Source organism: Bacillus pumilus (assembly GCF_024498355.1).
Taxonomy (GTDB): Bacteria; Bacillota; Bacilli; order Bacillales; family Bacillaceae; genus Bacillus; species Bacillus pumilus_P.
On record NZ_CP101833.1, the window covers coordinates 442728 to 459926 of the forward strand.

Genomic DNA, 17199 nt, shown 5'->3' on the forward strand with positions numbered 1-17199 from the left:
ACAACAAAGGGGGATGGTTGTATGCAAAAACAAAAAATGGCTAAAACCATGTCGCAGTCAGACGTAATGTTTTTGTCCATTGGTGCAATGCTTGGCTGGGGCTGGGTTGTACTTTCGGGAGATTGGATTTTAACAGCTGGATTTTTAGGAAGTGTGATTGCCTTTGTCATAGGGGGCATTCTCGTCATCTTTATTGGACTCACGTATGCCGAGCTTTCGTCGGCAATTCCAGAGACAGGCGGAGGTCTCGTCTTTGTCCAGCGGGCCTTTGGGATAAAATCAGCGTTTGTCTCCGCATGGGGCGTATTGTTTGGTTATGTGTCCGTCATTACGTTTGAAGCTGTCGCACTGCCGACAGTGATTGACTATGTCATTCCAACACAGCATGTTGGTTTCCTATGGAATATAGGGGGATGGGACGTTTATTTCACGTGGGTATTGATTGGATCTGGCGGTGCGTTATTTTTAACAGCTCTGAACTACATTGGCGCAAAGCCTGCTGCCATTTTTCAGTCAGTGTTCACAGTGGCGATTATTCTGACAGGTTTTCTCCTTTTAGGTGGAGCGACGTTTAATGGCGATTTTGCAAACCTTGAGCCGATGTTTCAAGGCGGGGTTGGCGGTCTCATGGCCGTTTTAGTCATGATTCCCTTTTTATTCGTTGGATTTGATGTCATTCCGCAAGTGGCGGCAGAGATCAATGCACCGAAGAAAATCATCGGGAGAATCTTGATTATCTCCATCGTGAGTGCGGTTGTTTTTTATCTGCTCATTGTCTTTGGCGTATCGGCTGGGTTGTCAAAGGGCCAGCTTGAAGCCTCTTCATTGGCGACAGCAGATGCCATGGTGCAGCTTCTCGGTCATCAAGCATTTGGGACAGTGCTTGTGATTGGCGGTGTAGCAGGAATTGTGACGAGCTGGAATGCTTTTATCATTGGTGCAAGCCGTATTTTATACGCAATGGCGGAAAGAGGCATGATTTCCAAATGGTTTGCGTATATTCATCCAAAGTATAAAACACCGACAAATGCGATTTTATTTTTAGGGGCACTGGCCTTTTTTGCTCCACTGCTAGGCCGCCCTGCCCTTGTCTGGATTGTGAATGCAGGCGGTGTGGGAATTATCGTCGGGTACTTAATTGTGTCCATCGCCTTTATGAAACTTCGCAAAACAGAACCCGAGCTTGAGCGTCCATACCGCATTAAATATTGGCGGACGACAGGCGTTTTAGCCATCGGACTTAGTCTCCTTTTTCTTTCATTTTATTTTCCGGGGATGCCGGCGTCTCTGTCATGGCCAGCTGAATGGATCTTGCTTTTAGGTTGGGCACTCATTGGGTATATACTATATGTAATGAATCCAAGAACGAAGGAGAAGGTAGAGCATGACAAACGAACTCAAAGTGTATAATCCTGCAACAGGGGAAGAGATTGCTTCAGTTGCTCAGCATACAAAAGAACAGATCGAAGACGCGATATCTCGCTCACACAAAGCATTCAAAACGTGGGCAAAAACGTCAGCCCATGATCGTGCAAATATCATCCGCAAGTGGTTTGATCTCATGATCGAACATAAAGAAAGGCTTGCAAAAATCATCACGGAAGAAAACGGGAAGCCTTATCAAGAAGCATTAGGGGAAATCGTCTATGCAGCTGGATATATTGAATGGTATGCAGAGGAAGCAAAGCGAATCTATGGCAGAACCATCCCGTCTCATACGACAAATAAGCGTCTTTTCGTCACAAAGCAGGCAGTCGGTCCTGTCGCTGCGATTACACCGTGGAATTTCCCTGCGGCGATGATTACGAGAAAGGCAGCACCAGCACTGGCGGCGGGCTGTACGTTTATTGTGAAACCTGCTGAAGACACGCCGCTCACGGCCATTGAACTTGTGAAATTAGGACATGAAGCCGGGATTCCAGAGGATGCTCTGCAATGGGTTGTTGGAGATGGAAAAGAAGTTGGTGAAATCTTCACAGATAGTCCATTGATTCGCAAGATCACGTTTACAGGCTCAACGCCAGTCGGAAAGCATCTGATCAAAAACAGTGCGAGCACAGTGAAACACGTATCGATGGAACTTGGCGGTCATGCGCCGCTGATCGTAGACAAGGATGCAAATCTTGAACTGGCTGTGAAACAAGCAGTAGCATCTAAGTTCCGCAATGCAGGACAAACCTGTGTCTGTGCCAACCGCTTAATTGTACATGAGGAGATTCATGAAGCGTTTGCTCAAGCGTTCAGCAAAGAAGTGAAAAAGCTGAAAGTGGGAAATGGATTTGAAGAAGGCACATCAATCGGTCCAATTATCAATAAGCGCGGCTTTGATAAAATTGTCGACCAAATTCAAGATGCAGTGGATAAAGGGGCGAAAGTGCTTGTCGGCGGCGATACGGATTTTGACGATGAGAAGTCATATTATTTTGTTCAGCCAACGGTGCTCACACATGTCGATCCTTCGATGAACATCATGCATGAAGAGACCTTTGGTCCTGTGGCACCGATTACGACGTTCCAAACTTTAGATAAGGCGATTGAATTAGCCAACGATACACCTTTTGGACTTGCGGCATATTTCTTTACAGAGAATTACCGGAACGGACTCTACATCTCAGAGAATCTTGATTACGGTATTATTGGCTGGAATGATGGCGGCCCATCGGCTGTTCAGGCACCTTTCGGCGGTATGAAAGAGAGTGGAATTGGTCGTGAAGGCGGTATTGAAGGCATCGAGCCATATTTAGAAACAAAATATGTATCCATTGGTTTAGATGGATAATGAACGATTGAGACTGACCGAGAAACCTCGGCAGTCCTTTTTTATTAAACAGCTGGCGGGAAGAGTTGATCCACTGTTTCTTTCGTTTCCTGGAGGATTTCGTGGATATAATCAGCAGATGCTTGATCCATGCTGCTAAATAAAAGCCGTTCGACAGGCTCAACACCGATAAAACTGAAGACTTCTGTATCAGTTGTCATGTGATGGGAAGGGGGAACGATCATATTGGAATCAAGAAAGGTCCTTGGGGCATCGTGTGTGTTGATAATAACACCTTTTTTGTCCCGAAGAAGATTTTCAATAGCCCCGTGCTCATTTACCTGATAAGCAAATCCCTCCGAAAAGACGCGCTCCACATAGCCCTTTAGCATAGCCGGCAAGCCTGTCCACCATATCGGAAAAATAAACGTCAGGACATCCGCTTGTTGAATAAGCATCTGCTCTGTTTGAATGGCGATCGGCACATCACCGCGTTTGATCGCAGCCTTTTCGGCTATGGTGAGCTCTGGCTGAAAGCCGAGGGCATAGACATCACGAACAGTCACATCATGACCATTGTTCAAAAGAGTGCTCACAACAAGATCTAATAGCGTTTGATTTAAGCTTTGCTGGGGATGAGCAAATATAATTAGATGGTTCATCTCATAGCCTCCTAGGTGGTCATCTGTCTCATTATGGCATGCGCCTGCATCCTATTCAATCCTATATTGGAAATGATAGGTTGGGAAAATAAAAAGCGATCGCTTCCGAAAAACGATCGCTCATGTATGATTTATTTCTTTCTAAAAGCAAGACCAAGTGCAATAAGTGCTACGACTAGAGCGGCAATGGACAGGCCAAGGACAAGTGGTGAGGAAGAAGTGGACGCTGTTTCAGACGCTTTTTCTTCTTTTGGTTTTTCTTGACCATGTGAATCCGTTACGGTATTAGATGCAACAATGTTTGTGATGGAATGAGGTTTATCAGCGTCTTGATCGCCAGTCCATTCAACGACCGTTCCATCTTTATAATATTGATACGCATCCCATGCAGCTTCACCTGCTTTTTCAGGATTTTTTGCCACAAAAACGAATTGTTGGAACTGTCCAGCAAGTACACCATCACCCGTTGCTTCCCAAGTGACTCTTGTCACCTTGCCATCTTTCTCTTCAGTTGTTGTTTTCCAGCCAGGTACTGGCTCGTATTGTTGGAACTCTACGCCTTTAGGCATTGTGATGACAACCTTTGTTGTCGGGCTGTCACTTTCAGAAGGTACTTTTAACGTATAAGTTTCCCAAGCGTTTGTCGTAGACGTATCAGGTTTGACTGTCACGTGCGCACTCACAGGAATCGCCAGTAAAAATGAAGCGAGAAGCATTGGTAATAAAGCTTTAACGTATTTTTTCATGTGATCTAAACTCCTTTTAGTTTCTTCTAATAAATGTGGTATCGATCTTTTCAAAAGAACCAGTCAACGCATGGATGTCAATTTTCCAAGTGCCTTTTTCATTTAATAAGAGATTTTCAGCAGAGAAATGTCCATTTTTTAATCGTTTCAGCTGAAATTCACTCGGGGACTCATCACCGAACAAGGCAACTTTATGGATATTGGCTGTCACAGATTGAATGTCAGTGATCGTTTGTCCATCCTTCTTTGTAAATGCCACCTCAAATGTATTTTTCCCAGGGGCATTCGGGGTAATGCTCAAGGACACAATGTCACGATGCTCGACCTGATTTGCTCCAAAGAATGGCTCAGGTGCAGGCGGCGGAGGGCTTGGAATATTGGTGAACACAGCCGTTAATAACAAAATAGCGATCCCAATGATCCATTCTGCCCGTAAGGAAACATGGCGCTTCTGCTTCTTTTCCCATCTCAGCATCAAGTAGTGGACAAGTCCAAGGAGGCCCATGATGATAAATAAACCAAGCTTGATTAAAAAGGTTCGTCCGTACGCTGATTGGAAAAGGGCATCAAACGATTGCAAAATAAAGATGGCATTCACAAATCCTGAAAACACAATGAGTCCAACAGAAAGCAGTGCCCACGGATGAAAGGCTGTCAGTGTCCTGCGTATGAGCGGCTGATCTTCATCTGGCAGCTTCTTCATTAACAGAAGGACAATGGCTGTTAAACCACCGACCCAAATGGATGCAGAGACGAGATGGATGAAATCAAGTGACGTTGTCAGTATTTTATTATCTGTTGCTGCTGGATGACCGATTTGTGCTTTCAGCCAAAGGAGCACCGTGAAAATGAGCAGCGGGAACAGCCATACCCGAAAAGCAGTGAAGTTCCCTTTTTTCATCGCCACAATGGTCCAAATGGCAAGAAGAACAAACGATGCCATGAGCATCATCCACAGACTCCCACCAGAAGTAGACGCAATGGTTTCTTGTAAAAGCGATGGGTGAAACGCCCCCCAAAAGGAAACGTCTGCTGCTGATTTTGTTTGAATCGGCAGCTGGAACACGAGTGCTCCGCCCATCATGATAAGTGACAATGTCAGAAGCCGCTTCATTCGTTTAGCTAATACGTGTGAAATGGCTGCTTTAAACCAAAACAGTCCAAACAAAATGGTTCCGAGGAATAAGCTGAACGACGTATAAAGAAAGGCTTTGTCAATGGTCGAAGCCATATCGATTGATTCATTCGATTGACCTTGATCTAATTGGTCAAATCCTCCATCCGCTTTTCCAATACTAAACGGGATCATGCCAGAGACAGAGTGTCCATCCGCAGATACCGCATTCCACTGAATGGTGTAAATCCCTTTTGGTAAATCCTTTTTTAATGCAGCTTCCATGATCTTTTGATCTTGAATGACCGTATCTCCCTTATCCACACGATCACCCTTTGCATTGAACACCTTAATGGCATGAAATCCGCTTTCGATTCCTTCACTAAATGTGATCGAGACTGAAGGAGGCTGCTGATCCAGCTCTTCATTTGCCGCTGGGTTCGAGCTCACGACGTATGCGTGAGCAAATGCTTCCTTTGGAATGAAAAAAGCGAACATGACCATAAGAAGCAGAAGCCACTTACTATTTTTAAACAAGGTGAATAACCGCCTTTCTACCTATGAAAATGTCTCATGTATCAGAAAGAAAGCGGCAGTAAACTGTGAGTCACAGAAAAAACCGCTCCTCCTATTGTACCGCCCTCTCTAAAAGGTAAACGAAACAAACAGCAAGATGGTTCACTTTTTCTGTGTCGTGTCTGCGCAGACGTTTCTTGAATGAATAGGTTTGATCAATATAAGCCTATTCGATTTAAGAAGAGGAAACAAGAAGTGACCATTTGAAAGTTGTGAAATTCCAATGAATTTTGCGCCAAAACAACGGCATATCAACCTTTTCACCTGTTATAACCTGTGATCTGACAGAGAATTCACATCATTTTTCAATTTTGTCACACACTAAGTGACAAAGTGACGTTTAGTTTCAATTGAAGGGAAAGTGAAAGCGTTTTACGATAGGGATAAGGGCTTCACTGACACTTGTTCTTATATCTTTTGACCTATAAAGCCCTGAATAAAGGGAGAGAAGAAAGGAGTTTTCACAGATGCAGGAAAAAAGCGGATTCCGCGTAAAAGTACAGCGCTTTGGAAGCTATTTAAGCGGTATGATTATGCCGAATATTGGAGCGTTTATCGCTTGGGGACTTATTACAGCTTTGTTCATTCCGAGCGGTTATTTTCCAAATGAACAATTAAATACACTCGTTGGACCAATGATCAACTACTTACTGCCGCTATTAATCGGTTACACAGGCGGTAAGCTCGTATATGACCACCGAGGCGGGGTACTCGGTGCAACCGCTACGATTGGGGTCATTGTCGGTTCGGACATCCCAATGTTTTTAGGTGCCATGATTATGGGACCACTTGGTGGTTATCTGATTAAGAAAATTGATCAGCTGTTCAAAGATCGTATCAGATCAGGCTTTGAAATGCTTGTGAATAACTTCACGGCAGGTATTCTAGGTGCCATTCTTGTCGCAATTGCTTTCTACGCAATCGGCCCAGTGGTACTAGGCCTTAATAAAGCTCTTGCGGCAGGTGTAGACGTCATTGTCAATGCACACTTGCTTCCGCTGGCGAGTATTTTCATTGAACCGGCTAAAGTATTGTTCTTAAACAATGCGATTAACCAAGGAATTTTAGGTCCTTTAGGAGTCGAGCAAGCGGCGAAGACGGGTCAGTCCGTTCTGTTCTTACTTGAAACAAACCCAGGACCAGGTTTAGGTGTTCTACTTGCATACATGTTCTTCGGAAGAGGGAATGCAAAGCAGTCTGCACCGGGTGCGATTGTCATTCAATTTTTAGGAGGAATTCATGAGATTTACTTCCCGTACATCTTAATGAAACCAAAGCTCATTTTGGCGGTGATTGCAGGGGGAGCGAGCGGCGTTTTGACCTTTACCTTGTTAAATGCAGGTTTAAAGGCTGTGCCGTCACCAGGAAGTATTATCGCTCTTATGCTGATGTCACCAAAAGGCGGACATCTTGCTGTTCTAGCAGGTGTTGTCGTGGCAACCGTTGTCTCATTCCTTGTCGCTTCTGTGATTTTAAAAGCTTCAAAAGCAGTTGACGAAGACTTAACAGCAGCAACAGAAAAAATGCAGGACATGAAAGGGAAGAAGAGCGCAGCCGCCGCTGCCCTTACAGCACAAAAAGAAGGTGCTGAAGCAAATGAGCAATCAGCATCTCCGAGTGATGTCAATCCAGATGACGTGAACAAAATTATCTTTGCCTGCGATGCAGGAATGGGCTCAAGTGCGATGGGCGCATCCATCTTAAAGAACAAAGTCAAAAAGGCAGAGCTTGATATTGACGTGACAAACACATCTATCAGCAACATTCCAAATGATGCCGATGTGGTCTTTACTCATAAAGATTTAACAGACAGAGCCAAGGCAAAGCTGCCAGGAGCTGTGCATATCTCAGTTGATAATTTCTTAAACAGCCCGAAATACGATGAGCTGATTGAGAAATTGAAAAAATAACATGACGAAACGGGTTGAGTTCAATTTTTCCTTATTGAACTCCCCGTTTTGGTTGTTTTCCTGTTTTCCATTCTAAAAAAGGTGTGTGATCATTTATGAAACAAGTACTTTCAAAAGACAATATTTTTCTAAACGAACAAGCAGGCTCTAAAGAAGAAGCCATTAAAAAAGCAGGCGAAGTCCTAGTGGCTAACGGCTATGTCACAAGCGATTATGTCGACAAAATGTTTGAAAGAGAAAAGATCTCTTCTACATTTATGGGGAACGGGATTGCGATTCCTCATGGAACAGAGGATGCCAAAGCCGCTGTCCTTCATTCAGGGATTTCAATCATCCAAATTCCAGATGGCGTTGAATATGGAGAAGGAAATATCGCCAAAGTCGTATTTGGCATCGCTGGTAAAAACAACGAGCATCTCGATATTCTTTCTCAAATTGCGATTGTTTGTTCAGAAGAAGAAAATGTAGAACGCATCATCCATGCAAAGGATCAGGATGAACTGATCGCCATCTTTAACGAGGTGAACTAACATGAAGGCCCTTCATTTTGGAGCAGGAAATATTGGCAGAGGGTTTATTGGATCTTTGTTAAAAACATCAGGCTTTGAGCTTGTGTTTACCGATGTAAATGAAGCGGTGATCCACGAGCTGAATGAAAGAGGAGAATACACAGTCGAGCTTGCAGCACCAGGTCAGAAGCAAGAAGTAGTAGGTCCTGTTTCAGCGATCAATTCCGTGCAAAATCCAGCGGCATTAACAGAGGCCGTTGCAACAGCAGATTTGATTACAACAGCTGTTGGACCAGCCGTATTGAAAATCATTGCTTCATCTATTGCTGATGGATTAAAACAAAAAAAGCCTGACCATATCGTCAACATTGTTGCGTGTGAAAATATGATTGGGGGCAGCTCTCATTTAAAAGAAGCCGTCTTCTCTCATTTAACAGCAGATGAAGAAAAAGCGCTGTCACGTACAGTTGGTTTTCCAAACTCAGCCGTTGACCGCATTGTTCCTATTCAGCAGCATGAGGACATTTTGAAAGTATCAGTCGAACCATTTTTCGAGTGGGTCATTGATGAGACGGGCTTTATTGGAGGTGTTCCTCAGATTGACGGAGCGACCTTTGTACAAGATTTGACGCCGTATATTGAGCGCAAACTCTTTACTGTCAACACAGGGCATGCACTAGCTGCTTATGTCGGGTATCAGCAAGGCGTTCAAACGATTAAAGAAGCCGTCGATACACCAGAGATTCGCCAAGTGGTTGAAGGTGCACTTCACGAAACGGGCAGCTATTTAATTGACACATATGGCTTTCAAAAAGAAGAACATGATGCGTATATACAAAAAATCATCAAACGATTTGAAAATGCCTTTATTTCCGACGAAGTGACTCGTGTCGCACGTTCCCCGCTTAGAAAGCTGGGGGCAGATGACCGCTTAATTGGTCCAGCGAAGAAGATCAAACAGCCAGTTTATTTAATCAAAGGCATTGCCGCAGCTTTGGCTTACGACTTTGCCGCAGACGAAGAAGCGGTTCGTTTGCAGGCATTAAGAAAAGAAAAAGGCATTGAAGGTGTGCTAGAAGAAGTATGTGGCCTCACGCCAACAGACGATCTCTATCAAGCCATTCTTAAAGAAATAGCTCGATAACCAGAAAATCCCTTTCCGACGAGTGAAAGGGATTTTTTGATGACTTTTTTAATACTTTACCCCGCTTGACGATATATGAAGTAAGGGGGAATTTGTATATGAAAAGGAAAATGTTTTCGTCAAGAAATGTCTTTTTTCAATTAATGTCTGCCATTATCGTGATCACGATCTTAACCGGCGGACTTGTTGGAACAACGGGATATTTGTTAGCGAAAAATGTCTTAATTGATGCGGGGAAAGCAGATTTAAAGCACATCGTCAGCGGAGCGATGGCCACACTTGAACAGTTGAATGACCGTGTGGAGAAAAAAGAACTGACGCTTGAACAGGCGCAGGAACAAGCCCGCATTTACTTAAGCGGGCCTAAAAACGACAACGGGAAAGGATACCAATTTCAAAAATCGGATTTTATCTATAAAAATAAAGGCTATCTCGTCGCATATGGAGCGGATTATTCATCACAAGTCCATCCTGTCAACGACATTGGCGTCATCCCGGATAATACGACCAATCGTCAAAAAATGGTCGCTGGAGCCACAGCAAAAGGCGAGGATGCACACTATGTGACCTATTTAGATAAGGACGATGCAACTGGGGAAGAAAAACAAAAGCTTGCTTATATGAGCCAGTTCACGCCGTGGAATTGGAGTGTAGGCATCGCCGTCTTCCAGGACGAATTTTATAAAGAATTAGAGCAGATGAAGCTCTATATGATTCTCATTACAGCGGGTGTTGCTCTCCTGAGTCTTGGGGTCTTTTATTTGGCCGCGCGAGGAAAAGTCAGGCTGCTTAAGCAAGTCACCGCAGCTTCAAAAGAAATTGCGGCGGGAAATATAGAACGCACGAACTTAAAGGAAACAACGGATGAAATCGGACAGCTGGCAAAAGGCTTTAACCATATGTCAGGAGAGCTTAGAACACTTGTGAGCGGTTTACAGGAAACGAGCAGCCAGCTTGTTGAATCAGCGACAGATTTATCGGCGATATCTGAAGAAACCTCAGCCAGCAGTGAAGAGATTGGTCGAGCCATTGGCGACATATCGACCGGAACGCTTCATCAGGCATCTGACCTTGATGCAGCCAATCAACAAATGACCCAGTACAATCAATCCATCGAAAACGTCAAAGAACAAAGCGATCAAATTAAACGAATTTCTGACCAATCGAATCAATCATCACAGCAGGGCCAGCAAATTGTTCAGCAATTAAAACAATCAAATGAACAATCCATACAGGCATCTCAAGGCATTAGAGCAGGCATCGAGCAGTTAAGTACAAAAGTACAGGATATCTCTCAAATCACAGATACGATTGAAAGCATTTCAAATGAAACCAACTTACTTGCACTGAATGCGAGCATTGAGGCAGCCCGCGCAGGAGAGCATGGCAAAGGCTTCTCGGTTGTGGCGAGCGAAGTACGGAATTTAGCTGAGCAGACAAAACAATCAGCGGTTCAAATTCAGCAAATGATTCAAGGCATTAAAGAAGAAACGACTGCAACAGCCGGCATGATGTCCAACACAATGGATCGTTTTGCAGAGTTAGATGAGGCGGTACACGCAACAGAACATGAATTCAATGCCATCTCTACGTCGATTTCACAAACCATTGTCGAAACAAATGCGATGACAAAAGAGCTGAACGCACTGCTGGAGCAAAACGATCTCATCACAAAAGCGATGCATGGAGCGGCACATATTTCTCAAGAAAATGCTGCTGCTATTGAAGAAATCACAGCATCTACAGATGAACAAGTGACAGCCATCTCCAATGTGGCCAAGGCAGCAGAAAGACTCAATGAGCTGAGTATGCGATTGAATCAGGATATTGCACGTTATCGTCTATAAATCATTTTGACTGCGTGTCTCGCGTAAGGTAGTATGAAGTTATTGAAACCCTGCTCACAGGATAAAAAAAGGAGTGTTCCGGTCATGAAAAAGAAAATATTGATGTTCTTATCTTGTGGCTATGGATACTCCACTGCTGTTTTCTTTTAGGATAGACAGAAATTGGTGAAGTCTGTCTACATGATGAAGAATCTAGCAGAAAAATCATAGTGAGTGAGGGATCTACATGGAAAAAATCACGAGGAAAAACCCAGAATGTATGCCGAAACCAGTGGGCAATTATAGTCATATCACAAGAGTGCCAAAGGGTGCGGGGTTATTTGTTACATCGGGTCAAGTAGGAACAGATATGGATGGGCAGATACCATCAAGCTTAAACGACCAAGTAACAAATACATTTGAAAATATTAAAAAAGTCCTTGAATCAGAAGGACTGAATGAAGAGCATGTGATTAAGGTCAATATATGGGCAACAGAAGAAATCGACTGGGATCATCTATATCCTCAGTGGGATACGATCTTTAAAACAGCTTACCCATCAATGACGGTTGCTTATGTATCAGCTTTAGGATGGCCTGAGCTGAAAATTGAAATTGAACTATGGTGCGCCGATATTTGATCAAAAAAAGAACAGTGCAAGCTGTTCTTTTTTTCATGAGTATTTATGAAACAGCTTTGATTCGCTTTGTGATCAATCCAGCGAGAAACGTAAAGACTGTGTAGATCATGACCCAAATGAGAAAGGATTCATCCCCGCCAATATAGGTGAACATCAGGATGACACTTGCTAACAACACAATCAAAGTTGGCATCCAAACCTTCTTCAAAAGCAGCGTGCCGAGAATACCAATCAGCACGGAGATGATGGGAAAGCCAAATACAATCAATAACACAAAGACAGCCATATCGCGAACTCCTTTTTATCAAGTGTTTACATCAAAACATATAAGACTGCCGCAGCCATATGTGGAAGTGCAAAGATCATAAAAAGAAAAGCCGTATCAAGACGCCACATGCGGAGCTCTTTTGTTTCAGAGTGATAGGCTGCTCGTGTTTCTTCCCCGTTTGTCCATGCACCCATTAAAAATCCAGACACAACGATCCCAATAATAGCGATCCCACCACTGACAAACCCAATCCACTCATAGTGCTGTAGAATGATAGCGGCACTGCAAATCACAATCATTGAGCAAACACCGGCGAAAAAAGCATGTTTTTTTCTCATTCCGGTTCACTCCCTTCAACAATGACATTAAGAGATGGCATCACATATTTCAATGTAATGACCATCAGGATCAGACACATAAGCGACGGTTTGACCCCATGGTTTTTTTGCGGGTTCTTTGACGATAGGTACCCCTTTTTCTTTCATTGACGCAATCGCTTGATCCACATCGTCGACGACAAAGCCAATCTCAAAGGTTTGAGACGAGCTATTCGCCTCTGGGACAGGTAATCCAAGTGCATCTTTTACATCTTGGCGCGAATTAATGGATAAGGTCACTTCTCCAGTATCAAACTCAACATAGGATTCAACTCTCAATTTAATAGGGAAACCAAGTACATGCTGATAGAAATGAATGCTCGCCTCAACATCGTTTACATATAGAATGGTATATTTCATTTTCATGTGAAAAACTCCTCTCTTCATATACGTGTCAAAACGGAAAGGTTTCCCACCTATTTTATCATATAGTAAATAAGGCGCATCCAATTCCAAAAAAACAATATTTTTAGCTAAATAGACTTGAAAATCAAAAAATGGTGAATTATGATAAAAATGTAAAATGAGAAAAAATAGGGGGATTACACATGTTGAAAAAAATCATGGTGGCTGTCTTGTCTTTAGGTCTTTTACTAAGCTTTACACAAGTTGACACTCACACAGCGGATGCAAAGACAGTCAAGTACAAAAACTGCAAAGCACTCAACAAGGTTTATAAAGGCGGAGTGGCGATCAGCAAAAATACGAAAAACAAAGGCGGCAAAACAAAGTACAAGCCTTATGCATCAAAAGCGCTTTACTTAAAAAATAAACACCTTGACCGCGATAAAGACGGCATTGCTTGTGAACGCTAAACACATGTGAAAAGACCTGTAACAAGGTCTTTTTTTCTATGGGATCATTCTCGTCCCTTTGTGCCATCATCGTCTTTATATTAAAATAAAGATAGTTTCAAAAAATGATACAAAGTGGGGTACTCAATTTGTCAACACAAGCTGATAAGAAAGACATCCGATTGATTGCCATTGATATGGATGGCACACTATTAAATAGTGAGCACGTCATTCCTGAGGAAAATAAACAAGCCATTAAAGAAGCAGAAGCGAAAGGGGTCCATGTCGTCATTAGCACAGGGCGTACGCTGATAACTTGCCGAGAGCTTGTGGAGCCGCTCAAACTCTCCTCCTATCTTGTGACAGCAAACGGAAGTGAGATTTGGGATTCAAATTTTCAGCTGATCGAACGAGATCTGCTCCATCCTGATCACGTCCAAATGATGTGGGATCTAAAAAACAGGTACGAAACCGATTACTGGGCTTCCACTGTGGATAAAGTGTGGAGAGGTGAATTCCCGGATCGAATACATGACCATGAATGGCTAAAATTTGGCTTTGATATTCATGATGATGACGTTCGTGAGGAAGTGCTCAATACATTGAAAACAAATGAGCATCTAGAGATCACAAATTCAAGTCCAACCAATATCGAAGTCAATGCGGCAGGCATTAACAAAGCTGCGGCACTTGCAAAGATAGCAGAACGTATTGGCTGTACAATGGACAACGTCATGTCACTTGGCGACAGCCTAAATGATATGGCCATGATTCAAGAAGCCGGATTAGGAATTGCGATGGGAAATGCACAAGAAGTGGTGAAAGAAGCCGCTGATTGGATTACGGCTCCTAATACAGAACACGGTGTAGCAAAAGCTATCCAACATTGGGTGCTATCTAAATAAAAAAGCGAGAGGACATCCCCTCTCGCTTTTTTGCTTTCTCCTAGTTCTATTGTTATGTTTTCTGACAATTTCATGTGCAGTCTCTCCAAAGTTGGTATAATCAATATAAATTCGAATATTCGGACTTGTGATTCCGTATTTCGGAACATTAAGGAGGGGTCCTATGTATCAAGTGGATATCAACTGTGATTTGGGAGAAAGCTTTGGTCAATACACAATCGGTGCAGACGAACAAATTCTTGAATATGTCACCTCAGCCAATATTGCTTGCGGTTTTCATGCAGGAGATCCAACGGTGATGAGAAAGACGGTCAGAATGGCGCTAGATAAAGGGGTTCAAATCGGTGCGCATCCAGGTTTGCAAGATTTAGTCGGCTTTGGCAGACGTCCAATGGCCATCTCGGCAGAGGAAGCCTATGATCTCGTCATTTATCAAATTGGAGCTCTATCAGCCTTTCTCAAAGCAGAAGGCGGCAAGATGCAGCATGTCAAACCACACGGTGCTCTCTACAACATGGCGGCTAAAAATACTGAATTATCTGAATCAATTGCGAAGGCTGTATATGATGTTGATCCGAACCTTGTGTTATTTGGTCTGTCTGGCAGTGAACTCGCGTTAGCAGGTGAAAAAATAGGTCTTCAAGTGGCACATGAAGTCTTTTCGGATCGGACGTATCAAATTGATGGGACACTAACGTCCCGCCGCGAACCACATGCACTCATTGAAAAGGATGAGCTGGCGGTCGAGCAGGTCGTTCGTATGGTACGAGAAGGAAAGGTTCGGACAGTTCAAGGGGAAGATATTCAGCTCAAAGCAGATACGGTTTGCATTCACGGAGACGGCAGCCATGCGCTTCAATTTGCAAAAACCATTACAGCGAAGCTAAAAGAAGCCAATATTCACATCGGGGCCTTTCAATAAAAAACGACATCAAAGGGGGGAACAGCATGAAAACAGAGAAAATCAAAAACATGAAGGCGCCAAAGGGAAACCGGTCTATGCTGATGGGCGCAGCCTTCTTAATGGCTACGTCCGCCGTCGGACCGGGATTTTTAACACAAACAACCGTGTTTACACAGCAGCTTGCAGCTAGCTTTGGATTTGTCATTTTGATCTCCATTCTGTTAGATATTTTTGCACAAACAAATGTATGGCGCATCATTGCCGTCTCAGAAAAACGAGGGCAGGATATTGCAAATATGGTTCTGCCGGGTCTCGGTTATGTGCTAGCTTTTTTGATTGTCATTGGTGGTCTCGCCTTTAACATCGGAAATATCGCCGGTGCTGGTCTCGGTTTTCAGGTCATTTTCGGTGTCGATCCGAGAATCGGAGCAGGAGTCAGTGCTGTCATTGCTATTCTGATTTTCGTGATCAAAGAGGCTGGAAAAGCGATGGATCGTTTCACACAGATAGCCGGCTTTGTCATGATTGCTCTTATGCTGTATGTGGCCATTTCAACCGCTCCACCAGTTGGAGAAGCAGCTGTGAGAACATTTGTCCCAGAGAAAATTGATATTTTGTCGATTGTGACACTTGTGGGCGGAACAGTAGGCGGCTATATCGTCTTTGCTGGTGGTCACCGCCTGCTGGATGCTGGTATTAAGGGGAGGGATGCACTGCCGCAAGTGACGAAAAGCTCCATTTTCGGTATCTTGATTACATCTGTGATGCGTGTTGCTTTATTTTTAGCGGTTCTGGGAGTTGTCTCAAAAGGCTTACAGATTGATCCATCGAACCCGCCTGCTTCAGTTTTTCAACTAGCATCTGGACATATCGGGTATAAAATGTTCGGGATTATTATGTGGGCTGCGGCGATTACTTCGGTCATTGGAGCGGCATACACATCTGTCTCCTTTTTTAAAACCTTCTCGCCAAAAATTGAGCAAAATCAACGCGGCATTATCATCGGATTTATTGCCCTCTCGACCATATGTTTTATTACGATCGGAAGACCTGTGAACATATTGATTTTGGTTGGGGCGATTAATGCAATGATTTTGCCGCTGGCACTTGGAACATTGCTTATTGCGGCTTATAAAAAAGAGATTGTCGGTGATTATCGTCATCCATTCTTTTTGACAGTGTCAGGTGCGTTTGTTGTCGTCATCATGGCTATTATGAGCGGGTATACAATCATGAATGAAATCCCTAAATTATGGAGCTGATTCGGATGAATGCATATCAAACTTGTGAGCCTTCACAGCTTAGGGAATTGATTCGCAAAAAGGAGATCACAGGACCAACAGCAGGCTTTGCAGAGGGGTTTGCTCAAGCCAATTTAATGATTGTCAAAAAAGAACTTGCCTTTGATTTTCTTTTATTTTGTCAGCGGAATCCGGCTGCATGCCCCTTGCTTGATGTGCTGGAGCCAGGTGATCCAGTGCCAAGGCGGTCAGCGCCTCAAGCGGATATTCGAACGGATTTTCCAAAGTACCGTATTTACCGAAAAGGGATTCTTCAGCAAGAGATGACAGATATCTCCTCTTATTGGGAGGATGATATGGTTGCCTTTCTCATCGGATGCAGTTTTACGTTTGAGCACGCGCTCATGCTGAATGATATCCCTGTACGTCATATTGAAGACGGTCATAACGTGCCGATGTATGAAACGAATCTTTCCTGTGAACAGGCAGGAGTGTTCCATGGCCCGATGGTTGTCAGTATGAGACCTATTCCGGCGCATCAAGTCACAAGAAGTGTTCAAGTGACGTCTAGATTTCCTTCAGTACATGGTGGTCCCATCCATATAGGTGACCCTGCTGTGATTGGAATCGCAGATGTGGATAAACCAGACTTTGGAGAACCGTCTGTTATGAAAGAAGGAGAAGTCCCGGTGTTTTGGGCATGCGGTGTGACGCCGCAAGCCATTGTCATGCACACAAAACCAGACATTGCGATCACTCATGCACCCGGTCATATGTTCATCACAGACCGAAGAGATCAACAGCTCGGAGTGCTGTAGAAAGAGA

The 17199-nt window shown here is 43.6% G+C and carries 18 protein-coding genes; 12 read left to right on the forward strand and 6 right to left on the reverse strand.

The window, feature by feature from the left end; genetic code table 11:
- Positions 1-21 precede the first annotated feature (21 nt).
- Positions 22-1410 (forward strand): APC family permease, encoded by a 1389-nt coding sequence (locus NPA43_RS02145; RefSeq protein ID WP_099726047.1) that lies wholly within the window; start codon positions 22-24, stop codon positions 1408-1410.
- Entirely contained in the window at positions 1385-2779 is a 1395-nt protein-coding gene (locus tag NPA43_RS02150) for an NAD-dependent succinate-semialdehyde dehydrogenase (RefSeq protein ID WP_099726046.1), read from the forward strand. The genes NPA43_RS02145 and NPA43_RS02150 overlap by 26 nt, the downstream gene beginning before the upstream one ends.
- Positions 2780-2823: 44 nt before the next feature.
- On the opposite strand, the gene NPA43_RS02155 is transcribed toward NPA43_RS02150, so the two are convergent.
- From NPA43_RS02155 to NPA43_RS02165, 3 genes are all read right to left on the reverse strand, one after another.
- On the reverse strand, positions 2824-3420 hold the full coding sequence (locus NPA43_RS02155; protein ID WP_099726045.1) for an NAD(P)H-dependent oxidoreductase: 597 nt from the start codon (positions 3418-3420) through the stop codon (positions 2824-2826).
- Between the two features lie 131 nt (positions 3421-3551).
- Complete coding sequence (locus NPA43_RS02160) at positions 3552-4166, reverse strand: YcnI family copper-binding membrane protein (RefSeq protein ID WP_099726044.1); 615 nt, start codon at positions 4164-4166, stop codon at positions 3552-3554.
- A gap of 16 nt (positions 4167-4182) precedes the next feature.
- A complete protein-coding gene (locus NPA43_RS02165) occupies positions 4183-5817 on the reverse strand; it encodes a copper resistance CopC/CopD family protein (RefSeq protein ID WP_099726043.1) in 1635 nt (544 codons plus the stop codon).
- Between the two features lie 506 nt (positions 5818-6323).
- On the opposite strand from NPA43_RS02165, the gene NPA43_RS02170 reads away from it, so the two are divergent.
- The 5 genes from NPA43_RS02170 to NPA43_RS02190 all read left to right on the forward strand — a co-directional run bounded on the left by NPA43_RS02170 (position 6324) and on the right by NPA43_RS02190 (position 11885).
- Entirely contained in the window at positions 6324-7766 is a 1443-nt protein-coding gene (locus NPA43_RS02170; RefSeq protein WP_256499305.1) for a PTS mannitol transporter subunit IIBC, read from the forward strand.
- A gap of 95 nt (positions 7767-7861) precedes the next feature.
- Positions 7862-8296 carry a PTS mannitol transporter subunit IIA gene (locus tag NPA43_RS02175; RefSeq protein WP_099726041.1) on the forward strand — a complete coding sequence of 145 codons (435 nt, stop codon included), beginning with the start codon at positions 7862-7864 and terminating at the stop codon, positions 8294-8296.
- 1 nt (position 8297) lies between these two features.
- Entirely contained in the window at positions 8298-9419 is a 1122-nt protein-coding gene (locus NPA43_RS02180; protein ID WP_099726040.1) for a mannitol-1-phosphate 5-dehydrogenase, read from the forward strand.
- Positions 9420-9517: 98 nt separating this feature from the next.
- Positions 9518-11266, forward strand: coding sequence for a methyl-accepting chemotaxis protein (locus NPA43_RS02185; protein WP_249704761.1), 1749 nt, complete (start codon positions 9518-9520; stop codon positions 11264-11266).
- 226 nt (positions 11267-11492) lie between these two features.
- Positions 11493-11885: a RidA family protein gene (locus NPA43_RS02190; RefSeq protein WP_099726038.1), complete on the forward strand. Its 393-nt coding sequence runs from the start codon at positions 11493-11495 to the stop codon at positions 11883-11885.
- A 43-nt stretch (positions 11886-11928) separates the two neighbouring features.
- On the opposite strand, the gene NPA43_RS02195 is transcribed toward NPA43_RS02190, so the two are convergent.
- From NPA43_RS02195 to NPA43_RS02205, 3 genes are read right to left on the reverse strand one after another with little or no spacing between them, the layout of a single operon-like run.
- A complete protein-coding gene (locus NPA43_RS02195) occupies positions 11929-12171 on the reverse strand; it encodes a DUF2651 family protein (RefSeq protein WP_099726037.1) in 243 nt (80 codons plus the stop codon).
- A gap of 26 nt (positions 12172-12197) precedes the next feature.
- Positions 12198-12491, reverse strand: a complete 294-nt coding sequence (locus tag NPA43_RS02200) for a DUF5316 family protein (protein WP_099726036.1) — start codon at positions 12489-12491, stop codon at positions 12198-12200.
- 27 nt (positions 12492-12518) lie between these two features.
- Positions 12519-12896 (reverse strand): VOC family protein, encoded by a 378-nt coding sequence (locus NPA43_RS02205; protein ID WP_099726035.1) that lies wholly within the window; start codon positions 12894-12896, stop codon positions 12519-12521.
- Between the two features lie 182 nt (positions 12897-13078).
- Between NPA43_RS02205 and NPA43_RS02210 the strand changes: the two genes are divergently transcribed.
- From NPA43_RS02210 to NPA43_RS02230, 5 genes are all read left to right on the forward strand, one after another.
- Complete coding sequence (locus NPA43_RS02210) at positions 13079-13345, forward strand: excalibur calcium-binding domain-containing protein (protein WP_099726034.1); 267 nt, start codon at positions 13079-13081, stop codon at positions 13343-13345.
- 104 nt (positions 13346-13449) lie between these two features.
- A complete protein-coding gene (locus NPA43_RS02215; RefSeq protein WP_370461130.1) occupies positions 13450-14229 on the forward strand; it encodes a Cof-type HAD-IIB family hydrolase in 780 nt (259 codons plus the stop codon).
- Between the two features lie 163 nt (positions 14230-14392).
- On the forward strand, positions 14393-15151 hold the full coding sequence (locus NPA43_RS02220; protein ID WP_099726032.1) for a LamB/YcsF family protein: 759 nt from the start codon (positions 14393-14395) through the stop codon (positions 15149-15151).
- A gap of 26 nt (positions 15152-15177) precedes the next feature.
- Positions 15178-16395 carry an NRAMP family divalent metal transporter gene (locus NPA43_RS02225; RefSeq protein WP_230031296.1) on the forward strand — a complete coding sequence of 406 codons (1218 nt, stop codon included), beginning with the start codon at positions 15178-15180 and terminating at the stop codon, positions 16393-16395.
- 5 nt (positions 16396-16400) lie between these two features.
- On the forward strand, positions 16401-17192 hold the full coding sequence (locus tag NPA43_RS02230) for a putative hydro-lyase (RefSeq protein WP_256499306.1): 792 nt from the start codon (positions 16401-16403) through the stop codon (positions 17190-17192).
- Positions 17193-17199: the final 7 nt, after the last annotated feature.

Coding starts and splice junctions, on each gene's coding strand:
- NPA43_RS02180 (WP_099726040.1), top strand. CDS start 8,298: ATGAAGGCCCTTCATTTTGGAGCAGGAAATATTGGCAGAGGGTTTATT.
- NPA43_RS02225 (WP_230031296.1), top strand. CDS start 15,178: ATGAAAACAGAGAAAATCAAAAACATGAAGGCGCCAAAGGGAAACCGG.
- NPA43_RS02155 (WP_099726045.1), bottom strand. CDS start 3,420: ATGAACCATCTAATTATATTTGCTCATCCCCAGCAAAGCTTAAATCAA.
- NPA43_RS02160 (WP_099726044.1), bottom strand. CDS start 4,166: ATGAAAAAATACGTTAAAGCTTTATTACCAATGCTTCTCGCTTCATTT.
- NPA43_RS02185 (WP_249704761.1), top strand. CDS start 9,518: ATGAAAAGGAAAATGTTTTCGTCAAGAAATGTCTTTTTTCAATTAATG.
- NPA43_RS02205 (WP_099726035.1), bottom strand. CDS start 12,896: ATGAAAATGAAATATACCATTCTATATGTAAACGATGTTGAGGCGAGC.
- NPA43_RS02190 (WP_099726038.1), top strand. CDS start 11,493: ATGGAAAAAATCACGAGGAAAAACCCAGAATGTATGCCGAAACCAGTG.
- NPA43_RS02220 (WP_099726032.1), top strand. CDS start 14,393: ATGTATCAAGTGGATATCAACTGTGATTTGGGAGAAAGCTTTGGTCAA.
- NPA43_RS02195 (WP_099726037.1), bottom strand. CDS start 12,171: ATGGCTGTCTTTGTGTTATTGATTGTATTTGGCTTTCCCATCATCTCC.
- NPA43_RS02230 (WP_256499306.1), top strand. CDS start 16,401: ATGAATGCATATCAAACTTGTGAGCCTTCACAGCTTAGGGAATTGATT.
- NPA43_RS02175 (WP_099726041.1), top strand. CDS start 7,862: ATGAAACAAGTACTTTCAAAAGACAATATTTTTCTAAACGAACAAGCA.
- NPA43_RS02215 (WP_370461130.1), top strand. CDS start 13,450: ATGATACAAAGTGGGGTACTCAATTTGTCAACACAAGCTGATAAGAAA.
- NPA43_RS02145 (WP_099726047.1), top strand. CDS start 22: ATGCAAAAACAAAAAATGGCTAAAACCATGTCGCAGTCAGACGTAATG.
- NPA43_RS02210 (WP_099726034.1), top strand. CDS start 13,079: ATGTTGAAAAAAATCATGGTGGCTGTCTTGTCTTTAGGTCTTTTACTA.
- NPA43_RS02150 (WP_099726046.1), top strand. CDS start 1,385: ATGACAAACGAACTCAAAGTGTATAATCCTGCAACAGGGGAAGAGATT.
- NPA43_RS02200 (WP_099726036.1), bottom strand. CDS start 12,491: ATGAGAAAAAAACATGCTTTTTTCGCCGGTGTTTGCTCAATGATTGTG.
- NPA43_RS02170 (WP_256499305.1), top strand. CDS start 6,324: ATGCAGGAAAAAAGCGGATTCCGCGTAAAAGTACAGCGCTTTGGAAGC.